A 24,306-nucleotide genomic window follows, 5' to 3' on the forward strand; every position below is an offset into this window, starting at 1 on the left:
CGTTCGGGCAGGTCGCGCCAGGCGCAGCCTGTGCGCACCCGGTAGACCACGGCGTTGACAAAATGGCGGTTGTCGCGGCCGGTGCCGCCTGCCGTACCGGCCTGCCCAAGCGTGTGTGGCTGAATCAGTTGCCATTCACGTTCCGTAAGTTCGTGGCGTCGCATCCCGCAAATTTAAACATGACTGTCCACACACTCTAGTCGATTAGAGCTATAACTGATGCTTATCTCTCTCGCACTTTCTTCACATTCCAACACATTTCTCACATTAACCCACATTACCGTCACATTAGCCCCGCCCCTACCCCAGCTTTACCCGGGGGTCGAGCAGGGCGTAGAAGATGTCGACGACGATGTTGACGACCACGAACAGGGCCGCAATGAAAATGGTAGCGCCCATCACGACCGGAAAATCGAGGTTTTCCACGGCGCGGAGCGTGACGGTACCCAGGCCTTTCCAGTTAAAAATGTACTCGATGAAAAAGGCCCCGGCCATGAGCGAAGCCAGCCAGCCCGACACGGCCGTGATAACCGGATTCAGGGCATTTTTGAGCGCGTGGCCCACTACCACCCGGTAACCGGAAAGCCCCTTGGCCCGGGCCGTGCGGATGTAATCCTGGCTGAGCACATCCAGCATGGAGGAGCGGGTGAGCTGCACGATGATGGCCAGCGGCCGCACGCCCAGCGCCAGAGCCGGCAGCAACAGGTTTTTGAGCACCAGGTGGCGGCCCGTGAAAGGGTCGGTTTCGTAGAGCTGGCCGGTGAGGTTGAGGCCCGTCAGGTGGCTCCAGTAAAAGCCGAACGTGATGGCAATGAGAATCCCGGCCACGAAGGAAGGCACCGAAATGCCCAGAATGGACGTTGAAACCAGGGCCCGGTCGAGCCAGGTGTGGGCGCGCAGGGCGGCCACAATGCCCAGCCCGATGCCCGCCACGGTGGCCAGCAGCATGGCCGCCAGGGCCAGCCAGAGCGTGCCCGTGAAGTGGTCGAGCAGGATGCGCAGCACCTCCTGGTTGCTCTGAAAGGAGCGGCGCAGGTAGGGCGCCTTCAGCACCAGCGCCCGCCCGCCTCCCGTCGGCACCAGGGCCAGACCGCCGTATTTGGCCACGCCCGCCGAATCGCGCGGGTGCAGCCCCACCGGCGACACGTCGTTGAGGTAGCCCAGCAACTGACCGGGCAGAGGCTGGTCGAGGCCCAGGTCGCGGGCAATGGCGGCGCGGGTCACGGCGTCGGAGCGCTGGCCGGCCAGCAGGGCCACCGGGTCGCCGGGCAGCACCTGAAACAGGAAAAACACCGTGCAGGCCACTCCCACCAGCACCAGTACCCCCTGCCACAATCGACTGATGATGAATTGAATCATAGTTTCAGTTGTCAGTTGCCAGTTGTCAGTTGCCAGTTGTCAGTTGCCAGTTGTCAGTTGCCAGTTGCCAGTTGTCAGGTTGTTCTGGCAACTAGACACTGGCAACTGACAACTAACAACTGGCAACTGAATTACAGTTCTTCCTCCAGCTTGGCGGTGGCGGGGATGTCGTGGTAGTGGTATTTACTTTTCACGACGCCGTTCTGGAGCAGCAGTAGGCCGGGGTTGGAGCGGATCATAGACTTGAGCACGGTGGCGTCGGCGAAGTAGTAGGGGCCGGCCAGGTTCACGTCGTGGCGGAAGGCATCGAACTCGGCGGGGCTGCTGCTGGTGATAATCAGGGGCTGCATCTGCTTGCGCGACCTGGCCGCGTCTTCCAGCAGCTTCCCGATTTCCTTGAACCGGTCCCGGTCGGCTTCGTGCACGTTCTGAATGATGAGCAGCAGCTTGTTGCCCGTAAGCACCTCCTGGGTGTGGTCCTGGCCCGCGGCGTCGAAGACGGAGAAATCGGTGATGACGGGGCGGCTGGCCTCGGGGTTGAGCACTTCCATGCTCTTGTACTTCCAGGTGGAGTCGGTGGGGTACTCGGTGAAGGTTTTCGACTCGCCATTGCGCTCCATCACGTACTGATAGCGGGCCTGCTCGCGGGGCTTCATCAGCTCCCCGATATCGTTGCCGACTTTATAGGGCAGAAAATCGAAGTAGGGCAAGTGGCCCAGGGCGCGTACCCCGATGCCGATGGCCACGGCCGAGGCGAAGGTGATGTACATCACGCCCACCGTGCCGCGGGCAAATACCCGGCGCAGGTAGCGCTGGTTGTAAAACACCACCGCCCACAGGCCCAGCAGCACCATATCCTTGGCAAACGAGGTCCAGGGCGTGAGCTTGATGAAGTCGCCGAAGCAGCCGCAGTCGGTTACCTTGTTGAAAGCGGCCGAGTAGAAGGTCAGGAAGCCGAAGAAAATCAGCAGACCCAGCAGCACCCGCAGGGTCTGGGGCAGCATCCAGCGCAGCAGCACGGCCACGCCCAGCACTACTTCCAGGGAGCTCAGAAACAGGCTGATAAAGCGCGAATAGGGCACGAAGAACTGAAAGAACGAGCCGAAATCCCGGCTGAACACCTCGAAATACTCCTCCAGCTTGAGCGCCGTCCCGATGGGGTCGTTCAGCTTCACGAGGCCCGAGAAAATGAATACCACGCCCAGCAGCAGCCAGCAGATTCGGGTGAATTGTTTCATGTTAGGGTCTTGGGGGCTTAGGGTCTTGGGAGCTTGGATGCCGCCTTGTACGCAAAGATGCGGCTTAGATTCGGTTAGGACGAAAGATTGAACGGCTGGGCTGCTTCCGGCTCCTCCGGCGAACCAGCAAGCTCGGACTGACGCTCTTTCTTAAAGTGACGTTTCTGCCCCGGTCCCCCGGTGCCCCGGTCCCTCAGAACCCAAACCGCCAACCCCCATCTTGATGAGCACGAACACGGCGTAGTTGAGCATGTCGCGGTAGTTGGCTTCCACGCCTTCCGACACCCGGGTCTGGCCGCCGAGGTCCTCAATCTGCTTGGTGCGGTGCAGCTTCATGAGGATGATATCGGTGATGCTTTCGATGCGCATCTGCCGCCAGGCTTCGCCGTAGTCGTGGTTTTTGGCGAACAGCAGTTGGCGGTTGGCCTCCACCTGCTCGTCGTAGGCGCGGGCCACGGCGGCGGGCTCCAGGTCCAAGGGCGCGTTGGCGGGCAGGCGCTGCTGCATGAGGGCGATGAGGCAGTAGTTGATGATGGCCACGAACTCCTCCTCCACCCCGTCGGCCACCAGCTGCACACCCTTTTCCTGAATGCTGCGGATGCGCTGGGCCTTGATGTAGAGCTGGTCGGTGATGCTGGGCAGGCGCAGGATGCGCCAGGCCGTGCCATAGTCGTGGGTTTTGGCCAGAAACAGCGTCCGGCACCGGTCAATTACCCGGTTGTATTCGGTCTGGGTTTGATTCTCCAAGTTTTTGCGGCTATTTTGTCGGTAGGGTCTCGGGGACTTCGGGTGCGGGCCGCGGGATGAGGTGCCGGCCTCCTGCCGAAACAAGCCCCCGGCTCCATCAGGCGCCATCTTTTTCGCTGCTTGTCAGGCGGAATACAAGGCGCTGGCCCGTCATCCCAGACCCTAAGCCCCCAAAACCCTATGCAAACGCAAGATACGTGCTTTTCCCCGACGCAAACCCTGCGCTGCCCCGGGGGGCGGGTGCTCGATTTGCGCCGACCGCGGGTGATGGGCATCCTCAACCTGACCCCCGATTCGTTTTACGAAGGCAGCCGCGTGGCCGCCACCGACGAGCTGCTGCGCCGGGCCGACCGCATGCTGCAGGACGGGGCCGCCGTGCTCGACCTGGGCGGCTACTCCTCCCGGCCCGGGGCCGAGCACATCAGCGCCGACGAGGAAAAGCGCCGCCTGCTGCCCGCCGTGGAAGCCCTGCGCCGCGAGTTTCCGGCTGCCTTACTGTCGGTGGATACGTTCCGGGGGGCGGTGGCCGCCGAGGCCGTAGCCGCCGGGGCCGACATCCTCAACGACATCAGCGGGGGCACTTTGGATGCCGAGATGCTGCCCACCGCCGGCCGCCTGGGCGTGCCCTACATTCTGATGCACCTGCGCGGCACGCCCCAGACCATGACCCAGCACACCCACTACGAGCACGACCTGGTGCTGGAGCTGGTGCGCTACTTCCGCGAAAAGCTCACCGGGCTGCGCGCCCTGGGCCTGACCGACGTCGTGCTCGACCCCGGCTTCGGATTTGCCAAAACCCCGGCCCAGAGCCACGAGCTGCTGCGGCGCCTGCCCGAGCTGCACGTGCTGGGGTTGCCGGTGCTGGCGGGCCTCTCGCGCAAAAGCATGGTCTACAAACCCCTGGGCCTCACGCCCGAGGCCGCCCTGGCCGGCACCATCAGCGTAAACACGCTGGCCGTGCTCAACGGGGCCCGCCTGCTGCGCGTACACGACGTGGCCGAGGCCGTGCAAACCATCCAGCTCGTATCAAACACTTATCCCCCGATTTCTCCGTGATTGGCTCCTTCTCCATCGGCTTCCTGCGCATTGGCTGGATCGACGTCGTGGACGTGCTGCTGGTCACGGCCCTGTTTTATCAGCTCTACAAGCTGCTGACCGGCAGCGTGGCGCTCAAGGTGTTCCTGGGCTTCATGTCGCTCTACCTGTTTTACCTGGTGGTGAAGGCCGTAGGCATGGAGCTGCTCACCAGCATTCTGGGGCAGTTTATGAGCGTGGGCGTGCTGGCCGGCATCATCCTGTTTCAGCAGGAAATCCGGCGGTTTCTGCTCAACGTGGGCAAGGCCACCTCCTTCGGCAGCCGCATGCGGGTGTTTCCGTGGCGGCGCGATGCCAGCGAGGAGCGCATGAACGTGACGCCCTTTATTGAGGCGGCCAAGAGCCTGGCCGGCAAGCAGACCGGGGCCCTGATTGCCTTCAGCCTGGCCTCCGACCTCAAGTTCTTTGCCGACTCCGGCGACCTGATTGACGCCACCGTGAGCAAGCGTCTGCTCATGAGCATCTTCAACAAAACCAGCCCCCTGCACGATGGGGCGGTGATTATTACCAACGGCCGCATCAAGGCCGCGCGCTGCATTCTGCCGGTGAGCGAAAACCCCGACGTGCCGGCCGCCCTGGGTCTGCGCCACCGCGCCGCCATCGGCCTGACGGAAGTAACCGACGCCGTGGTGCTGGTGGTGAGCGAGGAAACCGGCCAGATTTCGCTCGTGCGCGGCGGGGAAGTATTCCGCAACCTGGCCCCGGCCGACCTGCGCGCCCGCCTCAACGAGTTCCTCTTCGACGCCGAGCCCAAGCCCGCCCCGGCCGGCCCCCGGGCGGCGGAGGTAGCGGCCTAGGCGGCCGCGCCTTTACGCGTGGCGCAGCCAGGAATACGCCTCTTCGGCATCGGTGAACGTATCGGCCACCAGATGAGTCTGGCGGGCCATTACCCGGTCGGTATCGATGCGGGCGCTCAGGTTGTGGGGCACTACCCAGGCCAGGGCCCGCACCCCGGCGGCGGCCAGGGCCCGGAAGTAGTCCTGCACCAGCCAGCGGGTCAGTTCGCTCCAGCCGTCCAGGTCCAGGGTGGCATCGTTGAGGATTTTGGTGGTGCCCGTCTGCCGGATTTTTTGCAGAATCAGCAGGCAGGCGGCCTTGGATTCGGCCTCGTTGTGGGCGCCGCGCCAGGTCAGGTGGAGCCAGTGGTTGCGCGTGTCGTGGATGATGGTCAGGCCAGGGGTATCAGTAAGCGTTTTCATAGCGGAGGACAGGTAGGCGGAGCCATTTTCCCTTCAAGAAAAGCAGTAGCCCGCTACCGGCCCGGCACCCGGCCCGGTCGGGCCGCCGGCCCTGGCCACCAACCCGGCAGCAACCAACTCACAGTCAAGTATATATCATACTTTTATTTCCCTGACAAAAAATCGGCCCGGCGGAAATACTTCCGCCGGGCCGATGCTGTAGTACCCTATTGTCCGCGTTGCCGGACTACTTGAGCACCTCCAGCTCCTTCCCCACTGCGATGAAAGCGGCAATGGCCTGGTCGAGGTGGGCGCGGGTGTGGGCGGCCGAGAGCTGCACCCGGATGCGAGCCTGGCCCTTGGGCACCACGGGGAAGTAGAAGCCCACCACGTAAATACCTTTTTCCAGCATGCGGGCCGCAAATTCCTGGCTCAGCTTGGCGTCGTAGAGCATCACGGGCACAATGGGGTGCTCCCCGGGCTTGATGTCGAAGCCGGCGGCCGTCATCTGCTCGCGGAAGTACTTGGTGTTTTCTTCGAGCTGGTCGCGGAGTTGGGTGCTTTCGGTGAGCAGCTCCAGCACCCGCAGGGAGGCGCCCACAATGGCGGGCGCCAGGGTGTTGCTGAACAGGTAGGGGCGGCTGCGCTGGCGCAGCATATCAATGATTTCCTTGCGGCCGCTCGTGAAGCCGCCCATGGCCCCGCCCAGGGCCTTGCCCAGGGTGCCGGTGATGATATCCACGCGGCCCAGCACGTTGCGGTACTCGTGGGTGCCGCGGCCGGTTTTGCCCAGGAAGCCCATCGAGTGGCACTCGTCAATCATGACCAGGGCCTCGTACTTATCGGCCAGGTCGCAGATTTTGTCGAGCTGGGCGATGGTGCCGTCCATGGAGAACGAGCCGTCCGTCACGATGATGCGGTGGCGGCTGCCCTTGGCCCGGGCGTCCTGGAGCTGCTTTTCCAAGTCCTGCATGTCGTTGTGCTGGTAGCGGTAGCGCTGGGCCTTGCACAGGCGCACCCCATCGATGATGGAGGCGTGGTTGAGCGCGTCGGAGATAATGGCATCCTGCTCATTGAACAGGGGCTCGAACACGCCGCCGTTGGCGTCGAAGGCCGCCGCGTAGAGGATGGTGTCCTCGGTGCCCAGGAACTCGGCCAGCTTGGCTTCGAGCTGCTTGTGAATATCCTGGGTGCCGCAGATAAAGCGCACCGACGACAGGCCGTAGCCGTGGGTGTCAATCGTGTCCTTGGCGGCCTGGATGACCTCGGGGTGGGAGCTCAGGCCCAGGTAGTTGTTGGCGCAGAAGTTCAGGACTTCGCCGGCCTCGTTGGTTTCAATTTCGGCGCCCTGGGGCGAAGTAATCACGCGCTCCTGCTTGTAGAGGCCGTTGTCTTTGATTTCCTGGAGCTGCTGCTGAAGATCGGGCTGAAGGGTGGTGTACATGCGGTGAAGGAGCGAAGAAGTGAAGGAGTGGGAATCTATACGTAGGCAAACGCAAAGGTACGGCTCCTGTTTAGTTGGTTGTTGGTTGTTGGTTGTCAGTTGCTGGTTGTCAGTTGTTGGTTGTTGGTTGGCAGGGAAAAGGAACGTCATTCCGAGCGCAGCCGAGGAATCTCGCGTGCTAATGTTGCGTCAACTACCCCTGACGACAGAATTACCAATGCACGCGAGATTCCTCGGCTGCGCTCGGAATGACGTTCCTTTCTCTGCCAACTGGCAACTGACAACCACCAACTGACAACCAACAACTGACAACCAACAACTGACAACCAGCAACTGAACGCCTCCGCCATCTTTTCCCGCTAAAAGCCGTTGCTTTGTTTTCACGCCCCGGGGTGCCGCAGTATGGCCGCCGGGGATAGCCTTCCTATGAACGTACACCTGCAACAAATCCTCGATAACCCGCTGGCGGCCCTGGCCATCGTGGGCAACTTGGTCATCATCGAAAGCCTGCTCTCGGTGGATAACGCGGCCGTGCTGGCCACCATGGTGGGCGATTTGCCCAAGGAGCAACGCCAGAAAGCCCTGCGCTACGGCATCATCGGGGCCTACGTGTTCCGGGGGCTGTGCATCGTGTTTGCCTCCTTCCTCATCGAGTTCTGGTTTCTCAAGCCCCTGGGCGGCCTCTACCTGCTCTACCTGGCCTACAACCAGTTCCGGGGCCGGGGCGCCGACGCCGACGACGACATCGACAAGCAGAAAAGCTGGCTTTACCGCTCCACCCTGGGCCTGCTGGGGCCCTTCTGGGCCACCGTGGCCCTGATTGAGCTCATGGACCTGGCCTTCTCCATCGACAACGTGTTTGCCGTGGTGGCCTTCACCGACAACCTCATCCTGATTTGCCTGGGCGTGTTCATCGGCATTCTGGCCATGCGGCTGGTGGCCCAGGCCTTCGTGCTGCTGATGGCCCGCTACCCCTTCCTCGAAACGGCCGCCTTCCTGGTCATCGGCGTGCTGGGCCTCAAGCTGGTGCTGTCGTTGGTGGAGCACTACCAGCCCGAATCCGCCTTCAGCCAGTTCCTGGGCAGCCACGCCGCCGACGCGGGCCTGACGGTGCTCACGGTGCTCATGTTCCTGGGGCCGCTGGCCACATCCTACTTCTTCAACGTGCCCCGCCGCCGCGGCTCCGTCCGGTAGCAGCGGCCGTTTACGGGCCGAAAAACGCCTGCACGCCGGCCCGGCCGCTGGCCATCAGCTCCTGTTTCTGACTTAGGGAAAGGCGCTTTATTTTGGGGTTGAAACCGCGGGTGTCGATGCTGATGGTGCGGGCCCAGTCGTCGGGGCGGGGCGGGTTCAGGTTTTCGATGGCCAGGGTGTAGAGCGCCCCCACGTAGGAGCCGAAATCGTGGACGGCGTAAGGGGCCAGCTGCCGCCGGCCGCCGGGCCGGGTGTCGAGGGCAATCTGCTCCGCCCGGTCGAGACGCAGGCCCAGCGTTTCAGGATTGGGCGGGGCAGCATCGTGTTGTGTTGCATTTTGTTGTGTTGCATCTTTTTTTGCTACATGATAAGATGCTACCCGGCGCAGCGAATCGGCAGATGGGGAAAAGTAGCGCGGGTCGTCGAACATAGCGAGGGGGTAGTTGGCCAGCAGGCCGCCATCGACCACCACTTCCACGGCCTGACCCGGGGCGGGACGCCGCACCACGTGGCCGTCGGGCGTCAGGAGCACGGCTCGGAAATAGAGCGGAATGCTCATGCTGATGCGCACGGCGTCGGCCACGCGCAGGTCGGGGTGGGTTTCGTAGCTGAACACCTGGGTGCACTGGCGGGTGAGGTTGGTGCCGGTAGTGTACAGGTCGCGGTAGCGGGCAGGCGCTTGCTGGGCCAAAGCGTGCAGCTCGCCTAAGGTCAGGTCGGGGCGCCGGGTTTTGCGGCCCACCAGCTCGGCCAGCAGGCGCGTAAACGCATCGCCCCGGTACCAGCCGTACTGCTTCAGCAGGCGGGTGCTGCCCCCGAAAAACATCAGTCGGCCATCGTTGAGGCGCTGCACCGGCAGGGTGTTGACTACCTCGATAATCTCCCGGGGCGCGTAGCCCACGGCCAGCAGGGCCGCCTGAATGGCGCCCGCCGAGGTGCCGCCCACCCGCTGCAGGCCGGCCAGCAGGCCCCGGCTTTCCAGTTCCGCCAGCGCCCCGCCGTAGGCAATGCCCCGGATACCGCCCCCCTCCAGCACGAGGTTGCGGTACACCGGCCGGGCAGGCGCCTGGGCCCGGGCCGGACAAAAGGCAGTCAGTAGCAGAGCCAGCAGAAGCGGCGGAAACAGGCAAGGAAACGGGCGCATACTACCCCGATACCAACGGGCGGCCAAAGGTTGGCAGCGCCCGCCCGGTCCGGGCTAGCGGCTTACCTGCTCACTCTGGGCGAATTCGCGCAGCTGCTCCCATAGCTCCCGGGGCGGGTGGGCGGCCAGGCCGGGCGTGGCCGCCAGGTTCAGAAAGCCGGTAGCCTGCCGGAACTTCTCCGGGGAAGGCCGGGCAAAGCCCATGCGCCAGTCGGGGAAGGCCCGCCGCTCCACGGGGGCGAAGTGCAGGGTTTGCACTTCGCGGTGGCGGGGGTCGACTTTGATTTTAGCGTAAAGTGCCGTCAGGGCCGGTTCGGGGCCTTCCAGCACCTGCATAAACTGGTTTTCGGCGTAGAGCAGCAGGCCGGTCAGCCACTGGCCCTGGTTGTGGGCGCGGGCCTTTTCCAGCAGGGCCGTGAGGGCCGCGGGGCGCAGCAGGTGGGTGGCCTGGCTATGGTAGACTAAGCGGAACAGGGGTACGGAGGAAGCGGGCATACACAAACGGAACGGGAGAATCCTGGTACAACCCGATTGGTGAACAGATGGTGCCTTTCCAAGTACCTGGCGGGCCCTGCCACTACCCGAAGCAACCGTGGCCCGGCCCTGGCAGGCCGAAAAAGCGGGGTACCGAAAGCGGCCCGGGCCCGTATCTTTGCAGTCCTCCCACCACCCATTTTCCTCTTAACCATCCCGAATGGCCACCTCCAGTACTTCCGCCGCCACCCCGGCCGGCGACACCATCCTCGTTATCGGCGCCGGCGGACAGCTGGGCCTGGAGCTCACCCAGGAACTGCGCCGGCTCTACGGCGCCTCCCACGTAGTAGCCGCCGACGTGCGCGCTCCCCAGGACGCCGAAACGGCCCAGGCCGGCCCCTTCGAGCTGCTGGATGTGCTGGACAAAAGCCGGCTGGCGGACGTGATGCGTCGGTACCGGCCCACCCAGGTTTACCACCTGGCCGCCCTGCTCTCGGCCACGGCCGAGCAGAACCCCAAGCTGGGCTGGCAGCTGAACATGGATGGCCTGTTCCACGTGCTCGACGCTTCCGTGGATCTGGGCGTGCGGCAGGTGTACTGGCCCAGCTCCATTGCCGTCTTCGGCCCCGACACGCCCCGCCAGCACACGCCCCAGCTCACCACCATGAACCCCAACACGGTGTACGGCATTAGTAAGCTGGCCGGGGAGCAGTGGGGCGAGTGGTACTTCCGCAAGCACGGCCTGGATGTGCGCAGCCTGCGCTACCCGGGCCTGATCGGCTACAAGAGCCTGCCCGGCGGCGGCACCACCGACTACGCCGTGGACATCTACCACAAAGCCGTGGCCGGCGAAAACTTCGAGTGCTTCCTGCAGGAGGACACCTACCTGCCCATGATGTACATGCCCGACGCGCTCAAGGCCACCCTGGACCTGATGCACGCCCCCGCCGCCAACATTACGGTGCGCAGCTCCTACAACCTGGGCGCCATGAGCTTCAGCCCCGCCGAAATTACGGCCAGCATCCGGCGCCACTACCCCGATTTCCAGGTAACCTACCAGCCCGACCACCGCCAGCAGATTGCCGATTCCTGGCCCGCCAGCATCGACGACCGCCAGGCCCGCCAGGACTGGAACTGGCAGCCGGAGTTTACGCTGGATACAATGACCGACGACATGCTGCTGCACCTGAAGGAAACGGTGGTGCTGAAGTAGTATGGGCGCTATTGGTTTTCTGATTGTACTGATTGTCAATGCTGGCGCTGTTTACCTGATATACTGGTTCTTTCGCACCATCATCCGGCGCTACTACAGCAACGTGCGTTCTGCCAATCCATTTCAGGCTGGCTGGGCACAGTTGCTGGACCAGTATGAAAGCTCGCATGGTATGTTGCGCATGGCCCCGTTCTATGCCCTTATCGGGGGAATATGGTATAACGATGTGCTGCAAATTGGCTTTGATTCGCAGGATGTCGTCATCCGCAACACTATGGGTTTTTCTTCCCTAGTCAGAATCCCATACAACCAGATCGAACTGCTTCAGTCACCAAAACCATTCAAGGCAACGCCCTTGAGCGAAACCGAATACACACCCGGCTTATTTCAGGTCGGTATGGTTGAAGTTGGGTTAGATGCCTATTGGACCGCGCAATTCCTGCAACGAATGGCTGCAGCCGATACCTCTACTACTTTCTGACGAATACGCCATTACAACCATTTATACGCCTCACCTTAACCGGTGGGGCGTTTGTGTTTTCAAGTGCGTGGCCGCAAACCTCTGGCCGCTGGCTGCGTTTCTGAAGCTGAACCTTTCCGCGCCTCCATGATTGTCAACTACGTGCCTACCGGCTGGCAGATTATCTACCAGCAGGCCCATGCGCTGCTGGCGGCCCAACTGCTGCACCAGTGGCCCCCGTTTCTGCCCCTCGACCAGTGGGTGGGCCTGCTGGCCGCCGCCGCCCAGCACGACGACGAGCAGGCCGACTGGACCGGGCACTACGGCCTCACGCCCGCCGGGGCCCCGGCCAACTTCACCATGCAGGAATTCTCGCTGGAGCAGGCCACCCGCCTGATGCGCGCCGCCCGGTTTCAGGGGCGCTGGCGCAGCCTGCTCACCAGCCTGCACCTGAGCGCCCTCTACGAGAGTCTGCGCGGCGAAAACCCGGAAATCGACCAGTTTCTCGACGAGCAGCGTGCCAGTCAGCAGCAGTGGCGGCGGGAGCTCAAAATCAAGAAAGCCGAGGCCGACCAGGCCTACGCCCTGCTGCACTGGTGCGACCGGCTCAGCCTCATTCTCTGCCGCCACGAGGTGCCGGAAATGGGTCGCGCCCTGGAAATCTACCAGGGCCCCAACGGCCAGACCCACGAAATCCGCCAGCCTGCCCCCGATGGCCCGCTGCTCATCCAGCCCTGGCCCTTCCGCGAAAAGCAGTTCCGCGTAAGCGTGGAGGCCACTGTGCTCCATCAATTGCAGTTCAAGAACGACGCCGAGCTGGCCGCCTCCCTGCGCGAAGCCCCCCTTGAAACGCTGCGCTGGGAGTTGGGAAGTGAGAGGGTAATGGGGTAATGGGGTGAGGAGGTGATAGGTGATGGGGTGATGGGGTGATGGGGTAAAATAGAACGTCATTCCGAGCGAAGCCGAGGAATCTCGCGTGCTGACGTTGCTACAACCGTTCTGTCAGCAAGTTACCATTGCAACATCAGCACGCGAGATTCCTCGGCTTCGCTCGGAATGACGTGCTTTTTCACCTCTCACCTCCTCACCCCATTACCTCCTCACCTCCTCACCCTCTCATCCTCTCACCCTTTACCGCTTCTCTACCGGCTGCGGGTTCTGCATGAGGCCGGCGGGCACGGTGGTGCTGGCCGAGATGTGACCCAGGCCGCGGCCGTCCTGGCCGTCGGAGCGGTCGGAGGCCAGGCGGATGGGGCCGTACTGCTGGTAGCTGCTCCAGCGGCGGCGGAAGGCGGGCTGGGCATCGGTGGCTTTGGGAAAGTAGGCCCACTCCTCCACTAGGCTGGTCTGGGGGTCAATGAGCACCTCGTACTTGTTGTCGGGCGTCACGCCCACGTTCCGGAAGGTCATGTTCAGCACCTCGGCCGGCTGCCCGTTCATGAGCTTGCCCGCGCCCTGGTACGTGAGCGTAACGCCGGAGTCCTTGAGCTTGAAGGGCATGAGCAGCCACCAGGAGTTGTTGACCCAGATCGGGTACATGCGGCTGAGCAGCTTCTCGCCATCGGGCGTGGCCGAAATGTCGCGGCCGTTGCGGTAGGCTTTGCCCTGCTTGCTTTGCAGGTTATACACGGCCACGGTGCTGTCTTTCTGCCAGCGGAAGTCGCCGGTTTGCTTGTCCCAGAGCTGGTAGGAGCCGTCGAGGAAGTCCCAGCCCAGCAGGCGGGTCTGCTCCCAGGCCGGGTAGCCGCCCATGGCCCGCATCACCTGGTCGGCCAGCTGGGTGGCGCGGGCGTCGGAGCCGGCCGCGTCGAAGCCGGCGGCGGCGGGGTAGCTGGCCGGATCAGCCGCGGGCTGGGGCGAGCCGGCCTTGGCCGTGGGGCCGGCCGGATTCGACTGGCAGGCTCCCAGGGAGCCTACTAACAGCAGCAGGGAAAAACGAAATACGCGCATAGCGGCAGCAGAAAACAGAAGCGAAGAACGGGCCCCGGCCAACCGGCCGGGCAACGCCGACTTCTACGCAAATGAACAGGTTTTTGCTCATCCGACCGAACGCCCGACCAAGACGGTCCGTACTACCAACTCGTTTCGTTTCCGACATCCTGCCTCATGGCCCAACACTACCGCTTTAAAGACGTCGTGGCTATTTTCAAGTCAACGGCCGGCCAGTTCATGGTCAACAACTCCTTCCGCCACGCGGCCGCGCTTTCCTACTACACCATTTTTTCCCTGCCCCCGCTGCTGCTCATCGTCATCACGGTGGCCAGTGCCGTGTATGGGCGCGAGGCCGTCACGGGGCAGGTGTACGGGCAGCTGCGCGGCATCGTGGGCTCCGATTCGGCCGAGTTCCTGCAAAACAGCATTGCCGAGTTCACCATCAAGCAGCACGGTACCGTGTCCACCATCATCGGGCTGGGCACCCTGATTTTTGCCGCTACCACCTTCTTCGTCACGCTCCAGGAGAGCATCAACGACATCTGGAACCTGAAGGTAAAAACTGCCGGCGTGGGCATCGGGCAGTTTCTCAAGCAGCGGTTCCTCTCGTTCGGTCTGATTCTGAGCGTGGCCCTGCTGCTGCTCGTGTCCTTCGTAATCAGCGCCGTTCTCAGCATTTTCACCGGACAGCTGCAGCGGTGGTTTCCCGAAATCGGGGTGCTGGCCATCAAGCTGGTCGACTTTGCCCTTTCGCTGGGCGTCACGGCCCTGCTCTTCGCCCTGATTTACCGCTTTCTGCCCGATGCCATCATCCGCTGGCGCGATGTAGGTGTTGGGGCCTTCATTACGGCCGCCCTGTTCGTGCTGGGCAAATTCCTGATTGCCTTCTACATCTCCAAAGCCAGCCCCGGCTCGGCCTTCGGGGCGGCCGGCTCGGCCATCGTGCTGCTGATCTGGATCAACTATTCGTCCCTGATTATTTTCTTCGGCGCCGAGTTCACCCAGCAGTTTGCCGACGCCTTCGGGCAGAAAGTCCAACCCAAGGCCCACGCCGTGCGCATCGAAACCCGGGAAGTGCCGCCGGGCGAAAGCCACGCCGAAATCAGCACCGGCCGCCCCCAGGCGGAAGGCAAATGGCGTAGTTAGAAAGTCTGACTCCCGGCCTGCTCCCAAGCGGCCCGTAGCTCCGGTTTGGGAGCTACGGGCCGCTTGGCTTTTTTCCTGGCCTGAGTACGCTTACTTATAAGGTCTGATTATTGAATATTCTTTTCGGCGCCGCGTGCGCATGCGGGCTGATAAAGACCTAGGTTTGATTATCCTATCACCCACCATTCATTGCGTTTTTTATGAAAGGCCGATTTTTACGCTGGGCCCTGGGGGCCATTTGCCTGCTCACCGGCCGCGCCCAGGCCCAGGAAGCAGCATCGCGGGTACTGACGGTGAGCCCGGTGGTAGGTGAGGTGATTGATGCCCAGGAGAAAGCCACTTACGGTCTGTTCCCCACGTTTTCGGCCGCCGATTTCCAGGAAGCCCGCTTCTACCAGAGCCTGAGCCCCGACAGTGCCGTGACGCTGCACGTACTGCTCCGAGACGGCCGCACCGCCCTGCGCCCCTACTCCCCGGCCGAGCTGAGCGCCGTGCGGGAAAGCATTGAAGCACGCCGGCGGGAGCTGGCCGCCACGCCGGCCACGCCCGCCAGCCCCGTAGCGCCCGCCGACTCAATCGGCCGCCGCTACCGCGTCATCCTCCGCACCGGCACAGCTTTCGACGGCGAACTGACAGCCCGGCGGCCCCGGCAGCTGGAATTTCTGACCCAGGACCTGGGCGTAGTGCAGGTAGAGCGGGCCAATATTCAGCGGCTGGAAGAACTTAACTCGGAGGTGGCCAAACGCCCCGCCAACTGGTACGACATCGGCAACGGCAGCCGCCTATTCTTTGCGCCTACCGCCCGCGGCCTGCGCGAGGGCGAAGGCGCTTTGCAAGACATCAGCCTGTACTTCGTGGGGGCCAATTATGGCCTCACGGATAACTTCTCGATGGGCGCCGTTGTGTCGTTGATACCTGGCTTACCGCTTCACGACCAGTTTGTGGCCCTCACGCCCAAGTTTTCGGCCCGCATCTCCGATAAATGGCACGCCGGAGCCGGGGTGCTGTACCTGCGGGTACCCAGTTTCGACAGCAGTGAAGGCTCCTACGGCGTGGGCCTGCTCTACGGGGTGGGCACCTACGGCTCGGCTGATAACAACTTCACGGCCGGCATCGGCTACGGCTTTGCCGGCGGCGACATTGGCAGCACGCCCGTTCTGCAGCTCGGGGGCCAAAAGCGCATCAGCCGCCGCGTGTCGCTCATCACCGAAAATTACATCATCGCCAACCGTGAGGCCGGCATGGGAGGACTCTACGGCGCCAAAATCAACTGGAAACGGACCAGCCTGGGCTTGGCGGCCCTCTACGTTATCCCTTACGATGGCGATTATGCGTTTTCCACCTACGTCATCCCTGCCTTCATCGACTTCACCTTCCGGTTCGGCAAGCCTGCCCGTTAGCCAGAAAAAAGCCCTGTCAACCACTCGGGCCCAACCTGGCTTAGCAGGCTGGGGCCGAGTGGTTGACAGGGGGGCTGTGCCTTACGCGGCAGCTTCCTCAGGCTTCTGTTTTACGGCCAGCTGACCGCAGGCGGCATCAATGTCCTTGCCGCGGCTGCGGCGCAGGTTGGTTTGCACGCCCCGGTCGGCCAGGTACTTGTGAAAGGCCATGAGCTTGGCTTCGCCGGTGTTTTTGTAGTCGGCGTTTTCGATGGGGTTGTACTCGATCAGGTTCACCTTGCAGGGAATCCACTTGGTAATCTGGAGCAGCTCCTCGGCATCCTGGAGCGTGTCGTTGAAGCTCTCGAACACGATGTACTCGTAGGTTACCTTGCGGCCCGTCACCTGGTGGTAATGCTTGAGGGCATCTTCCAGGGAGGCTAGGGAGTTGGCCTCGTTGATGGGCATGATTTCGTTGCGCTTCGTGTCGTTGGGCGCGTGCAGGCTCAGGGCCAGGTTGGCCTTCACGCCGTCATCGGCCAGCTTCTTGATCATCTTGGCGATGCCGGCGGTGCTGACCGTGATGCGGCGCGGGGCCATGTTCAGGCCGTCGGGGGCGGTGATGCGCTCAATGCTTTTCACCACGTTGGCGTAGTTGAGCAGGGGCTCGCCCATACCCATGTACACGATGTTGGTGAGCGGGGTGCCGTACTGGGCCTCGCACTGCTCCCGGATGCGCACTACCTGGTCGTAGATTTCGGCCGCGTCGAGGTTGCGCTTGCGGTCCATGTAGCCGGTGGCGCAGAACTTACACGTGAGCGAGCAGCCCACCTGGGAGCTGATGCAGGCCGTCATGCGCGTATCGTGCGGGATGAGCACGCCTTCCACCACATTGCCATCGTAGAGCCGGAAGGCCGATTTGATGGTGCCGTCGTTGCTGAGCTGCTGGTCCTGAACCTGCACGCCGTTGATAACGAAGTGGCGGCCCAGCAGCTCGCGCGTGGCCAGGCTGAGGTTGTTCATTTCCTCGAAGGAGCCCGCCGTATTCTTCCACAGCCACTCGCTTACCTGCTTGGCGCGGAAGGGTTTCTCGCCGTGCTCCACCATAAAGGCCTTGAGCTCGTCGGGGCTGAGTTTGCGGATATCGCGCTTGGAAACTACGGGCAGGTCAATCATCATAGCGCAAAGATACAACGCGCGAGGCAGTTGGGTTCCCGCCCGGGCCCCGAAACTACGCGGGGCCCGGCGGCGGCGGCGCGGCCGGGCGGGAGTTGGCCCGGAGCCCGTACTTTGGTGGCGCAAACCTTCTGTTCATGCTCCTGATTCTCGGAAGCTGGCTGCTGCTGGCCCTCATCACTACCCTCATTGGCTGGACCGCATGGCGCTGGCTGGCGGCTCGTTACCGAACGTCGCTGGAGCTACCAGTGGAGCTGCTGAGCCTAACCGGAGTAGCCCTGCTGATGGTGGTACTGGCACCCGTTTCGTTGGTAGCGCCCATTGGGCCGGCGACGCAGGCAGCCACCGGAACGCTGGTAGCAGCCTTGGCGGTGGCGCAGCGGCGGGCCCTGGTGGTGGCCGGGCGGCGCTGGCTGCTGCCGCCGGGCCGGTTCAGGGCGGCCGGGTGGGCCACTGCAGCACTATTGGGGCTGCTGCTGCTGAATCTGCTGCTCCGCATTCAGGCAGGCAGCGCCAACCACGATGCCCAGCTTTACTACCTGCAAACGCTCCAGTGGCTGGAGCGCTACCCCGCCGTGCCCGGCCTCGGAAACCTGCACGGCCGCCTGGCTTTCAACAGCCACTTATTTCTGGTTACGGCCCTATTCCGTTTGCCGACGCCCGCAGGCAGCTTCTACCCGCTTCCGCCTTACCTACTTACCCTGCTGGCCGTAGCGGCGGCTCGCGGAGTGGGGCGGGCCCTAACCGCCACAGTGCGGGAACCGGCTACCTGGGCTGCCGCGGGACTGGGGCTGTTCTTTCCGTTGCTCCACCTGTTTCAGACCTGGCTGGCCAGCCCCGCGCCCGACTACGCCCTACTCGTGTGGCTGGGCCTGCTACTGCTCTTCTACAGCCGGTTTTTTGGTTCCTGTCCGGTCCACGGAGCACCTGGACGGCCAGTGATTCTGCTGCTGATACTACTGAGCGGCGGGGCGGTTACCGTCAAGCTCTCGGCGTTGCCGGTGCTCCTGCTCCCACTTCACGCCTTTTGGGTAGCGGGGCGCCACGGTAGGCGGCGGCCCTGGGGCAGTGCCCTCGTGCTGGCCAGCCTGATTTTTATACCCTGGATAGGGCGTAATCTCGTGCTCTCAGGCTACCCGGTGTATCCGCTGCCCGGCCTGCCCGGTTTGCCCGTCGACTGGAAAGTGCCGGCCCACCTGGTGCTGACGGAGCAGCGGCTGGTTACCAACATGGCCCGGCTGCTGCCCCCGGCCGACTGGTACGGGCCGGGTTCCGCCTCCTGGCAGCAGTGGATGCCGGTCTGGTGGCAGTATCAGCTCAGCCAGCCGGTGGTGGCCGCGCTGCTATTGCTGGCCGCCGCTGCCCCGCTGGCAGTGCTATGGCAGCGCCCCCGCGCCAGTGACCTGGCGGCCCCCGGCTGGCTAAGCGCCTGGGTGGTAGCCGCGGCGGGCAGCCTGTTCTGGCTGCTATTGGCGCCCGACTACCGTTTCGGCATCGGATTTCTGCTGGTAATGGCAGGCTGGCCCTGGTACTCACTACCCACCGGCCGCCGGGCCGCGCTGCTGCTGCTGGCACTGGGCGTTACCGGCGGCCTGCAGCTGCTGCGGGACCCTCTCTACGGACTGCGCCACCTGCCTCCGAACAAGGGGGCAGCGGCCGTGTGGCCCGTGCTGCCTCCCCAGCCCGCTACTTTCACCAAACGACTGGCTGATGGGGAGCTGGTCCGCATCGCCCGGGCACACGGGGCGTGCGGAGCCGCCCCCGTACCCTGTACTTTTGCCGTGCAGCCGGGGCTGGAGCGGCGCGGCAAATCCCTGGCCGCAGGGTTCCGTATCCGTGCCCCGAGGTCACAACGCCGGTAGGCCAGAGGTCAGGCGGTTTCGCCGCGCAGGCGGGCGGCGTAGGCGTCGGGCAGCAGGCGCAGCTTGCGGGTGTTGTAATCAAAGCAGAGCATGCCGGTTTTGGCGCGGGCAATTTCGCGGCCGTCCTGGTTGTGCACCCAGTACACTACGTCGAAGCCGTACTTGCCCAGGTCGGCGGCGCCCACCTGAATGCGGAGCGTGTCGCCGTAGAAACCTTCCCCCTTGTACTCGATGGCCACGTCGGCCATGATGTGGCCCAGGCCGGTGGCGGGGTCAAACTCGGGCTGGCCGAGGTGGCGCAGCAGCTGCACCCGGGCCTCGTGGAGCAAAGCCAGCAGGGCGTCGTTGCCCAGGTGGGCCCCGTAGTTGAGGTCGGTGATGCGGACGGGCAGTTCCACAGTGAGCAGGTAACGCTCGGGCAGGTCGATTCGGATGCGGGCCATAGGCCGGCAAGGTACGCACCGCCGCCCACTCCGGCCCGGCCCGCAGCAGGCTGGTTTTGCCGGGGCAAACCCGTATCTTGGGCTACCACGGCCCCGGCGGCCACCCGGCTTCGGCCGGGCTTTTCTGCTCCCTTCTCTCTATGACAACCCCGCATCTGGAAGTGCGCGCGACGGCCGATGGCTCCAGCACGCTTTTCGTTCCCGCCCTCAACGAGCACTACCACAGCACCCACGGGGCCCTGCAGGAGGCCCGGCACGTGTACCTGGCCGCCGGCCTCGAACCGGCTTTGACGGCGGCCACCGGTCCGGTATGGGTGCTCGAAATCGGGTTTGGCACGGGCCTCAACGCCCTGCTCACCCTGGAGCGCAGCCTTTCGGCTGCCCACCCGGTGTTCTACGATACCATTGAGAAGTTTCCCCTGCCGTGGTCGGTGGTGGATCAGCTCAGCACCGACCCTTCCCTGCGTGAACCCGAACTGCTCGATTACCAGCACCAGCTGCACGCCGCCACCTGGGGCCGGGCCGTGAGCCTCACCCCGCAGTTTGCCCTGCTCAAGCTGGCCGGGGAGCTGCAAACCACCGACCTGGCCGCCGAAACCTACCAGGTCATCTACTTCGATGCCTTCGCCCCCGACAAGCAGCCCGACATGTGGACCGACGAAGTGTTCCGGCAGCTGTACGCCGCCACCGCACCCGGGGGCTGCCTAGTGAGCTACTGCGCCAAGGGCTCGTTCAAGCGCAGCCTGCTGGCGGCGGGCTGGCAGGTAGAGAAGATCCCCGGCCCGCCCGGCAAGCGCGAAATGACCCGGGCCTGGAAACGGTAGGTGGTGTTCTTACATTGGTTTACCAAGTTAAGTCAGGTGGCACAAAAGCCCCACCCTTTAAGCCCATAGTTAACTTATACATAGCCTCCTCGGCGCTCAGTGCCTTGGTGTGAGGCAGAATGTACACGACTTTCCCACCCGCCTGTTCTCCTATATCACGCAACGTTCTTTTCTCCACCTCGCACATACCGCCCCCCAGATCTATCATGTGTTGCATGAGGAAGACGTGGGATGGAGTAAATAGCCGCCGGCCGGCAGGAATTTCCTTGATTATCTCTTGAAGATGATTCTTGGCGGCATGATAATCCGCTATCAACATTCTATCCGTAGAGAATTTTTGAGAAGACTGCCGGCGTATTGTTACGTCGTCCTGCAGATAGGTCACTTCCATTTCATCCCTATAGATCTTCACGTATAGGCTACTACTGGGAAAAATCTTCATCACACTTTCTCTTCTGGAAGCTTATTTATGACTTATTCGTTGTGAGTGGGCAAGTTACCGCCTGCTTCCACCTTTTCCTGAATCGTCCGTAAGTTGCCGCCCTATGAGTCGAAAGTTACTGGAAACCGACGGGCGTGATTGGGTGCAGCGGGGCGTTATCAGCGAGGCGCAACGGGCGCAGCTGCTAACACTTTACCCCACCGATGACGCGGCCATCGGGCTGCTGCCGCTGCTGGGGAGTTTGCTGGTGGGGCTGAGCGCGCTGAGCGTGGTGGCCGCCAACTGGCAGGGCCTGCCCGAGCTGGTGCGTCTGGGGCTGCTGCTGGGCTCTCTGGTGGCCGCTTACGCGGGCGGGGAGTATTTCCGGCGGCGGGGCAACGGGAGTCTGGGCATGGGCCTGGTCGCGCTGGGTTTGATTTTGTTCGGGGCCAGCATCGTGCTTACCAGCCAGCTCTACCAGCTTATCGGCTACGACCTGACGGGGCTGCTGGCCTGGGCCGTGGCGGGCATGGGCCTCACCTGGCTCTACCGCAGCCGCCTGCTGTTTTTGCTCACGGCCGTTATCAGCGGCATCGTGCAGGGCTACAACACCGGGCAGCTGGGCGCCTTCAGCTACCTCACGGCCATCGGTACGGCCCTGGGGCTGGGCTACTACTGGTGGCGGCGGCCCGATGCCCTGCTGGGCGGGGTGCTGGCCGGCGGACTGCTCTGGCAGGCGGGGCTGCTGATCAACCACCTGCACGTTAAAATCACCTGGTTCTTCATTCCGGCCATGCTCATCTACGCCCTCGGCGACTGGCAGGCCGACCGGCCCGCCGGACGGGCTCTGCAGGGGCCGCCCCTGGCCGCGGCCTTCCTGTTCACGCTGGGGCTGGCCCTGTTTGGCGAATCGGACTTTTACGCCGGGCAGCTGCGGGCGCCGCTGGGGCCCTACCTGGCGGCGCTGGCGGCCGTGCTGGCTGTTTCATTGGCCGGCAAGCAGCGCCGGGGCCGCCTGGGCAGCGCCACCGACTGGCTACTGCTGCTTCCGGGTTTCTACTTTACGGGCGGGCTGCCGCTGGCCGTGGCCACGCTGGTGGTGCTCTACGCCTACTCGGGCAGCGTGCTGGTGCGCGCTCACCAGGAGCACAACCCCGACCGCGTGACCCTGGGCACCGTGCTGTTCGTGCTCACCACCGCCGTGGCCTATTTCAAGCTGACCTGGGGCTTCCTAGATAAGTCGTTGTTTTTCCTGCTGGGCGGGCTGCTGCTGCTGGGCCTGAGCTGGTGGCTGCGCCGCCGGGCCGCCCGCACCCTGGCTACTTCTTCCGTTCCGGCCGCGCCGCCTTCCGCCTCCCAGCCATGAGCCTGTCCCCTCCCCTTACCCTAGTTCCGGCCGGCCCGGCGGCTGGTACACCGCCGCTGCCGGCCCGGCACCGCCGCTGGCTGCTGTGGCTGGTAGCGGCCCAGGTGCTGTTTGTGCTGGGCGTGGCCGTGGCCGGCTACGCCACCGCTGCGCTGGGCCGCACCATCACGCTCCGGACCGAGCCCGTGGATCCGCGCGATTTACTCTACGGCGACTACCTGCGCCTGCGCTACCAGATCAGCGAGCTGCCCGGCAGCCTCTGGCGCGGGGCGGCGCCGCCCCGCCGTCAGCAGGCCGCCTACGTGCTGCTGGAGCCCCGCTCCGACGGCGACTTCGAGGCCACCGGCATCTACCCCGAAGCGCCCACTACCACCGGCCGGCAGGCCGTGCTGCGGGGCTCGGTACAGGAGGTGTGGCGACGTAGTCTGCGCCTGCGCTACGGCCTGGAGCGCTACTATGTACCCGAAACCATGAGCCGCCGCCGGCGGCAGCGCCGGCGGTTGCGCGTCACCATCAGCGTGGCGCCCTGGGGGCAGGCCCGCATCACGCAGGTGGACACGCTGCGCGAATAAAGCACTTGCAACAGGATTTCTTTTCCCGGTTTTCTTCTATCTTGCGTCTTCCAATCGTCCTATCTACCCCTTACCTACCTATTGTATGTTGTCGTATTCTTTACCTCTTCTGCTGTATGAAACACAGTCTCGCTTCTCTTGCGCAAATTCTGGCGGCCCAGCGCCGCGCCTTTCAGCCCGCCACTAAACGCAGCAAAGCCGCCGAACGGCGCGCCGCCAACAACACCCCGCCCCAGCCCGACCCGTTGGGCGGACCGGCTCAGAAATAGTCCTGACGCTAAAAAAGCATCATCCGGCCGCAGGAGCAGTGCTCTTCCTGCGGCCGGATGACGCTTTTTTTGGCCAGAAGCCGCATCGGGCTCTAGAGCGCCCGGGCCGTCAGGAGAGCCTTATCGGCGGCGCTCAGCTCAACCAGGGCGTATTTCTTCTGGTCGGTGATGTTCATTTCGTCTAGGGCATCCACCATGTTCTGGTAGGTTGACTCGTCGGTGGGCTTGATGAGCACCACTCCTTCGGGCTGGCGGGCGCGGAAACCCAGCAGCACCTGCCGCAGGCCGTCGGCGGCGAAGGTGGTGGTGCGCAACCCGGCCGCATCAGGACCGGGGTTCAGGCCGAAGAAGTAGTGCACCTGCTGGTTTTTATCGAGCAGCAAGGTGAGGGATTGTAGCTCGCTGACCGGCGTTTCCGGTCCTTTTACCGGCATGGCCACCTGCATCACGGTGGGCTTGCTGAAGGTGGTGGTCAGCATGAAGAAGGTGAGCAGCAGAAAGGCCAGGTCCACCATCGGGGTCATATCGAGGTGGAAGGCGTGCTTTTTGGCGCGGGGCTTGATGCCCCGCGCGGCGGGAGCGGCAGTCGGGAGGTTGGCCATAAGGGTGTTGGTTAGTGGAACATAGGTTCCTAACGATACAGCCCGATGGGGTATTGCGCGAATCTGGCTTTCCCGCAAAAGAACGCGGAGCAGTTCGCAGAGGCTTGCAGATATGCTTATCACTCAAACCGCCACACCCGCTCCGGCGTGAGGCAGGCGTGCAGGCGCACGTCGCCGGCCCAGGCATCCAGTATGCGGGGCACCGGCGGCTCCAGGCTCACTCCAATGCGCAGGGCCTCGGGCCGGCATTCCGGCAGAAACCGGTCGTAGAAGCCCTTGCCGTAGCCTACGCGGTGGCCGGCTTCATCGAAGGCCAGCAGCGGAATCAGTACGGCATCCAGTTGAGTGGGGCTTACCTCCGCCGCGCCCACCGGCTCCGGGATTCTCCAACGGTTTTCCAGCAGCGGCGTGTCGGGCGTGAGGTAGAAGTGGCGGAGCGTGTGGCCATCGGGCTGCACCACGGGCACGGCCAGCTGCACAGTGGGCCCAGCAACCCACAACTCCCGGATCAGCGGCCAGGTATTGGGCTCGTGCTGCTGCGGAATGGGCAGAAACAGGTGCAGCCACTGCCACTGTGCCACCGGGAAACTGGCCAATAGCTGCTGCCACAATGCGGCGCTGCGGTGCGCCACTTCGGCTTCGGGCAGGGCCCGGCGGCGGGCCAGGGCTTCGCGGCGGAGGTCGGCTTTGGTCACGGCTTTCCGTAATTCGTTGTTCGTATATCGTGCGGATGTACTCATTCAGCTTCATCCGAAAAACGAATCACAA

27 protein-coding genes are annotated in these 24,306 nt (G+C 63.6%); 13 read left to right on the forward strand and 14 right to left on the reverse strand.

Features of this window, described 5'->3' with window-relative positions; genetic code table 11:
* The 4 genes from KLP40_RS21625 to KLP40_RS02210 form a co-directional block, all read right to left on the reverse strand.
* Positions 1 to 164: transposase (locus tag KLP40_RS21625; RefSeq protein ID WP_215592323.1), on the reverse strand; the 164-nt coding region annotated here is incomplete at its 3' end.
* A gap of 136 nt (positions 165 to 300) precedes the next feature.
* Positions 301 to 1,359: an ABC transporter permease gene (locus KLP40_RS02200; RefSeq protein ID WP_215591952.1), complete on the reverse strand. Its 1,059-nt coding sequence runs from the start codon at positions 1,357 to 1,359 to the stop codon at positions 301 to 303.
* A gap of 131 nt (positions 1,360 to 1,490) precedes the next feature.
* The gene (locus KLP40_RS02205; protein ID WP_215591953.1) at positions 1,491 to 2,597 is read right to left on the reverse strand and encodes a BT_3928 family protein; all 1,107 of its coding nucleotides are present in this window, start codon (positions 2,595 to 2,597) and stop codon (positions 1,491 to 1,493) included.
* Between the two features lie 150 nt (positions 2,598 to 2,747).
* Entirely contained in the window at positions 2,748 to 3,344 is a 597-nt protein-coding gene (locus KLP40_RS02210; protein WP_215591954.1) for a DUF1599 domain-containing protein, read from the reverse strand.
* Positions 3,345 to 3,524: 180 nt separating this feature from the next.
* Here KLP40_RS02210 and folP point away from each other — a divergent pair, with 180 nt between their 5' ends.
* Positions 3,525 to 4,400: a dihydropteroate synthase gene (folP, locus tag KLP40_RS02215; protein ID WP_215591955.1), complete on the forward strand. Its 876-nt coding sequence runs from the start codon at positions 3,525 to 3,527 to the stop codon at positions 4,398 to 4,400.
* Entirely contained in the window at positions 4,397 to 5,236 is an 840-nt protein-coding gene (gene cdaA, locus KLP40_RS02220; RefSeq protein WP_215591956.1) for a diadenylate cyclase CdaA, read from the forward strand. The genes folP and cdaA overlap by 4 nt, the downstream gene beginning before the upstream one ends.
* Positions 5,237 to 5,248: 12 nt before the next feature.
* Here cdaA and KLP40_RS02225 read toward each other — a convergent pair whose 3' ends face one another.
* Together KLP40_RS02225 and kbl are read right to left on the reverse strand one after the other, a co-directional pair.
* Positions 5,249 to 5,638, reverse strand: a complete 390-nt coding sequence (locus KLP40_RS02225; protein ID WP_215591957.1) for an STAS/SEC14 domain-containing protein — start codon at positions 5,636 to 5,638, stop codon at positions 5,249 to 5,251.
* A 226-nt stretch (positions 5,639 to 5,864) separates the two neighbouring features.
* The gene (kbl, locus tag KLP40_RS02230; RefSeq protein ID WP_215591959.1) at positions 5,865 to 7,061 is read right to left on the reverse strand and encodes a glycine C-acetyltransferase; all 1,197 of its coding nucleotides are present in this window, start codon (positions 7,059 to 7,061) and stop codon (positions 5,865 to 5,867) included.
* Positions 7,062 to 7,487: 426 nt separating this feature from the next.
* On the opposite strand from kbl, the gene KLP40_RS02235 reads away from it, so the two are divergent.
* Positions 7,488 to 8,255, forward strand: coding sequence for a DUF475 domain-containing protein (locus KLP40_RS02235; RefSeq protein ID WP_215591960.1), 768 nt, complete (start codon positions 7,488 to 7,490; stop codon positions 8,253 to 8,255).
* Between the two features lie 10 nt (positions 8,256 to 8,265).
* On the opposite strand, the gene KLP40_RS02240 is transcribed toward KLP40_RS02235, so the two are convergent.
* Together KLP40_RS02240 and KLP40_RS02245 are read right to left on the reverse strand one after the other, a co-directional pair.
* Positions 8,266 to 9,399: a patatin-like phospholipase family protein gene (locus KLP40_RS02240; RefSeq protein ID WP_215591961.1), complete on the reverse strand. Its 1,134-nt coding sequence runs from the start codon at positions 9,397 to 9,399 to the stop codon at positions 8,266 to 8,268.
* Between the two features lie 54 nt (positions 9,400 to 9,453).
* Positions 9,454 to 9,894 (reverse strand): BLUF domain-containing protein, encoded by a 441-nt coding sequence (locus tag KLP40_RS02245; protein WP_215591962.1) that lies wholly within the window; start codon positions 9,892 to 9,894, stop codon positions 9,454 to 9,456.
* Positions 9,895 to 10,093: 199 nt separating this feature from the next.
* Between KLP40_RS02245 and KLP40_RS02250 the strand changes: the two genes are divergently transcribed.
* The 3 genes from KLP40_RS02250 (at position 10,094) to KLP40_RS02260 (ending at position 12,437) form a co-directional block, all read left to right on the forward strand.
* Complete coding sequence (locus tag KLP40_RS02250) at positions 10,094 to 11,086, forward strand: NAD-dependent epimerase/dehydratase family protein (protein ID WP_215591963.1); 993 nt, start codon at positions 10,094 to 10,096, stop codon at positions 11,084 to 11,086.
* A 1-nt stretch (position 11,087) separates the two neighbouring features.
* Positions 11,088 to 11,567 (forward strand): hypothetical protein, encoded by a 480-nt coding sequence (locus KLP40_RS02255; protein ID WP_215591964.1) that lies wholly within the window; start codon positions 11,088 to 11,090, stop codon positions 11,565 to 11,567.
* A 126-nt stretch (positions 11,568 to 11,693) separates the two neighbouring features.
* A complete protein-coding gene (locus KLP40_RS02260; protein ID WP_215591965.1) occupies positions 11,694 to 12,437 on the forward strand; it encodes a DUF3891 family protein in 744 nt (247 codons plus the stop codon).
* A 240-nt stretch (positions 12,438 to 12,677) separates the two neighbouring features.
* Here KLP40_RS02260 and KLP40_RS02265 read toward each other — a convergent pair whose 3' ends face one another.
* Positions 12,678 to 13,496 carry a hypothetical protein gene (locus KLP40_RS02265; protein WP_215591966.1) on the reverse strand — a complete coding sequence of 273 codons (819 nt, stop codon included), beginning with the start codon at positions 13,494 to 13,496 and terminating at the stop codon, positions 12,678 to 12,680.
* A gap of 156 nt (positions 13,497 to 13,652) precedes the next feature.
* Here KLP40_RS02265 and KLP40_RS02270 point away from each other — a divergent pair, with 156 nt between their 5' ends.
* Both KLP40_RS02270 and KLP40_RS02275 read left to right on the forward strand, forming a co-directional pair.
* A complete protein-coding gene (locus tag KLP40_RS02270) occupies positions 13,653 to 14,624 on the forward strand; it encodes a YihY/virulence factor BrkB family protein (protein WP_215591967.1) in 972 nt (323 codons plus the stop codon).
* A gap of 200 nt (positions 14,625 to 14,824) precedes the next feature.
* A complete protein-coding gene (locus KLP40_RS02275; RefSeq protein ID WP_215591968.1) occupies positions 14,825 to 16,024 on the forward strand; it encodes a hypothetical protein in 1,200 nt (399 codons plus the stop codon).
* A gap of 81 nt (positions 16,025 to 16,105) precedes the next feature.
* Here the strand turns inward: KLP40_RS02275 and rlmN are convergent, their stop codons facing one another.
* The gene (rlmN, locus tag KLP40_RS02280; protein WP_394369973.1) at positions 16,106 to 17,179 is read right to left on the reverse strand and encodes a 23S rRNA (adenine(2503)-C(2))-methyltransferase RlmN; all 1,074 of its coding nucleotides are present in this window, start codon (positions 17,177 to 17,179) and stop codon (positions 16,106 to 16,108) included.
* A gap of 137 nt (positions 17,180 to 17,316) precedes the next feature.
* Between rlmN and KLP40_RS02285 the strand changes: the two genes are divergently transcribed.
* Complete coding sequence (locus tag KLP40_RS02285; RefSeq protein WP_215591970.1) at positions 17,317 to 19,041, forward strand: LIC_10190 family membrane protein; 1,725 nt, start codon at positions 17,317 to 17,319, stop codon at positions 19,039 to 19,041.
* A gap of 8 nt (positions 19,042 to 19,049) precedes the next feature.
* Here KLP40_RS02285 and KLP40_RS02290 read toward each other — a convergent pair whose 3' ends face one another.
* A complete protein-coding gene (locus KLP40_RS02290) occupies positions 19,050 to 19,484 on the reverse strand; it encodes a thioesterase family protein (protein WP_215591972.1) in 435 nt (144 codons plus the stop codon).
* A gap of 140 nt (positions 19,485 to 19,624) precedes the next feature.
* On the opposite strand from KLP40_RS02290, the gene mnmD reads away from it, so the two are divergent.
* Positions 19,625 to 20,308 carry a tRNA (5-methylaminomethyl-2-thiouridine)(34)-methyltransferase MnmD gene (gene mnmD, locus KLP40_RS02295; RefSeq protein WP_215591973.1) on the forward strand — a complete coding sequence of 228 codons (684 nt, stop codon included), beginning with the start codon at positions 19,625 to 19,627 and terminating at the stop codon, positions 20,306 to 20,308.
* A 19-nt stretch (positions 20,309 to 20,327) separates the two neighbouring features.
* Here mnmD and KLP40_RS02300 read toward each other — a convergent pair whose 3' ends face one another.
* Complete coding sequence (locus tag KLP40_RS02300; protein WP_215591974.1) at positions 20,328 to 20,750, reverse strand: hypothetical protein; 423 nt, start codon at positions 20,748 to 20,750, stop codon at positions 20,328 to 20,330.
* A gap of 103 nt (positions 20,751 to 20,853) precedes the next feature.
* On the opposite strand from KLP40_RS02300, the gene KLP40_RS02305 reads away from it, so the two are divergent.
* The 3 genes from KLP40_RS02305 (at position 20,854) to KLP40_RS02315 (ending at position 22,936) form a co-directional block, all read left to right on the forward strand.
* Complete coding sequence (locus KLP40_RS02305; protein WP_215591975.1) at positions 20,854 to 22,095, forward strand: DUF2157 domain-containing protein; 1,242 nt, start codon at positions 20,854 to 20,856, stop codon at positions 22,093 to 22,095.
* Positions 22,092 to 22,667 (forward strand): GDYXXLXY domain-containing protein, encoded by a 576-nt coding sequence (locus KLP40_RS02310; protein WP_215591976.1) that lies wholly within the window; start codon positions 22,092 to 22,094, stop codon positions 22,665 to 22,667. The genes KLP40_RS02305 and KLP40_RS02310 overlap by 4 nt, the downstream gene beginning before the upstream one ends.
* 116 nt (positions 22,668 to 22,783) lie before the next feature.
* Positions 22,784 to 22,936, forward strand: coding sequence for a hypothetical protein (locus KLP40_RS02315; protein ID WP_215591977.1), 153 nt, complete (start codon positions 22,784 to 22,786; stop codon positions 22,934 to 22,936).
* Between the two features lie 92 nt (positions 22,937 to 23,028).
* Here KLP40_RS02315 and KLP40_RS02320 read toward each other — a convergent pair whose 3' ends face one another.
* A complete protein-coding gene (locus KLP40_RS02320; RefSeq protein WP_215591978.1) occupies positions 23,029 to 23,538 on the reverse strand; it encodes an ExbD/TolR family protein in 510 nt (169 codons plus the stop codon).
* A 119-nt stretch (positions 23,539 to 23,657) separates the two neighbouring features.
* A complete protein-coding gene (locus tag KLP40_RS02325) occupies positions 23,658 to 24,233 on the reverse strand; it encodes a 5-formyltetrahydrofolate cyclo-ligase (protein WP_317196737.1) in 576 nt (191 codons plus the stop codon).
* Positions 24,234 to 24,306: the final 73 nt, after the last annotated feature.

The sequence above is a fragment of the Hymenobacter piscis genome (assembly GCF_018760735.1).
Lineage (GTDB): Bacteria > Bacteroidota > Bacteroidia > Cytophagales > Hymenobacteraceae > Hymenobacter > Hymenobacter piscis.

What these genes read in the sequence shown, in the direction of transcription:
- KLP40_RS02235 (WP_215591960.1), top strand. Translation starts at nt 7,488, where the DNA reads ATGAACGTACACCTGCAACAAATCCTCGATAACCCGCTGGCGGCCCTG.
- KLP40_RS02320 (WP_215591978.1), bottom strand. Translation starts at nt 23,538, where the DNA reads ATGGCCAACCTCCCGACTGCCGCTCCCGCCGCGCGGGGCATCAAGCCC.
- rlmN (WP_394369973.1), bottom strand. Translation starts at nt 17,179, where the DNA reads ATGATTGACCTGCCCGTAGTTTCCAAGCGCGATATCCGCAAACTCAGC.
- KLP40_RS02205 (WP_215591953.1), bottom strand. Translation starts at nt 2,597, where the DNA reads ATGAAACAATTCACCCGAATCTGCTGGCTGCTGCTGGGCGTGGTATTC.
- KLP40_RS02275 (WP_215591968.1), top strand. Translation starts at nt 14,825, where the DNA reads ATGAAAGGCCGATTTTTACGCTGGGCCCTGGGGGCCATTTGCCTGCTC.
- KLP40_RS02290 (WP_215591972.1), bottom strand. Translation starts at nt 19,484, where the DNA reads ATGGCCCGCATCCGAATCGACCTGCCCGAGCGTTACCTGCTCACTGTG.
- KLP40_RS02310 (WP_215591976.1), top strand. Translation starts at nt 22,092, where the DNA reads ATGAGCCTGTCCCCTCCCCTTACCCTAGTTCCGGCCGGCCCGGCGGCT.
- kbl (WP_215591959.1), bottom strand. Translation starts at nt 7,061, where the DNA reads ATGTACACCACCCTTCAGCCCGATCTTCAGCAGCAGCTCCAGGAAATC.
- KLP40_RS02270 (WP_215591967.1), top strand. Translation starts at nt 13,653, where the DNA reads ATGGCCCAACACTACCGCTTTAAAGACGTCGTGGCTATTTTCAAGTCA.
- KLP40_RS02240 (WP_215591961.1), bottom strand. Translation starts at nt 9,399, where the DNA reads ATGCGCCCGTTTCCTTGCCTGTTTCCGCCGCTTCTGCTGGCTCTGCTA.
- KLP40_RS02265 (WP_215591966.1), bottom strand. Translation starts at nt 13,496, where the DNA reads ATGCGCGTATTTCGTTTTTCCCTGCTGCTGTTAGTAGGCTCCCTGGGA.
- folP (WP_215591955.1), top strand. Translation starts at nt 3,525, where the DNA reads ATGCAAACGCAAGATACGTGCTTTTCCCCGACGCAAACCCTGCGCTGC.
- KLP40_RS02200 (WP_215591952.1), bottom strand. Translation starts at nt 1,359, where the DNA reads ATGATTCAATTCATCATCAGTCGATTGTGGCAGGGGGTACTGGTGCTG.
- KLP40_RS02285 (WP_215591970.1), top strand. Translation starts at nt 17,317, where the DNA reads ATGCTCCTGATTCTCGGAAGCTGGCTGCTGCTGGCCCTCATCACTACC.
- KLP40_RS02250 (WP_215591963.1), top strand. Translation starts at nt 10,094, where the DNA reads ATGGCCACCTCCAGTACTTCCGCCGCCACCCCGGCCGGCGACACCATC.
- KLP40_RS02315 (WP_215591977.1), top strand. Translation starts at nt 22,784, where the DNA reads ATGAAACACAGTCTCGCTTCTCTTGCGCAAATTCTGGCGGCCCAGCGC.
- KLP40_RS02225 (WP_215591957.1), bottom strand. Translation starts at nt 5,638, where the DNA reads ATGAAAACGCTTACTGATACCCCTGGCCTGACCATCATCCACGACACG.
- KLP40_RS02305 (WP_215591975.1), top strand. Translation starts at nt 20,854, where the DNA reads ATGAGTCGAAAGTTACTGGAAACCGACGGGCGTGATTGGGTGCAGCGG.
- KLP40_RS02260 (WP_215591965.1), top strand. Translation starts at nt 11,694, where the DNA reads ATGATTGTCAACTACGTGCCTACCGGCTGGCAGATTATCTACCAGCAG.
- KLP40_RS02300 (WP_215591974.1), bottom strand. Translation starts at nt 20,750, where the DNA reads ATGAAGATTTTTCCCAGTAGTAGCCTATACGTGAAGATCTATAGGGAT.
- KLP40_RS02245 (WP_215591962.1), bottom strand. Translation starts at nt 9,894, where the DNA reads ATGCCCGCTTCCTCCGTACCCCTGTTCCGCTTAGTCTACCATAGCCAG.
- KLP40_RS02255 (WP_215591964.1), top strand. Translation starts at nt 11,088, where the DNA reads ATGGGCGCTATTGGTTTTCTGATTGTACTGATTGTCAATGCTGGCGCT.
- mnmD (WP_215591973.1), top strand. Translation starts at nt 19,625, where the DNA reads ATGACAACCCCGCATCTGGAAGTGCGCGCGACGGCCGATGGCTCCAGC.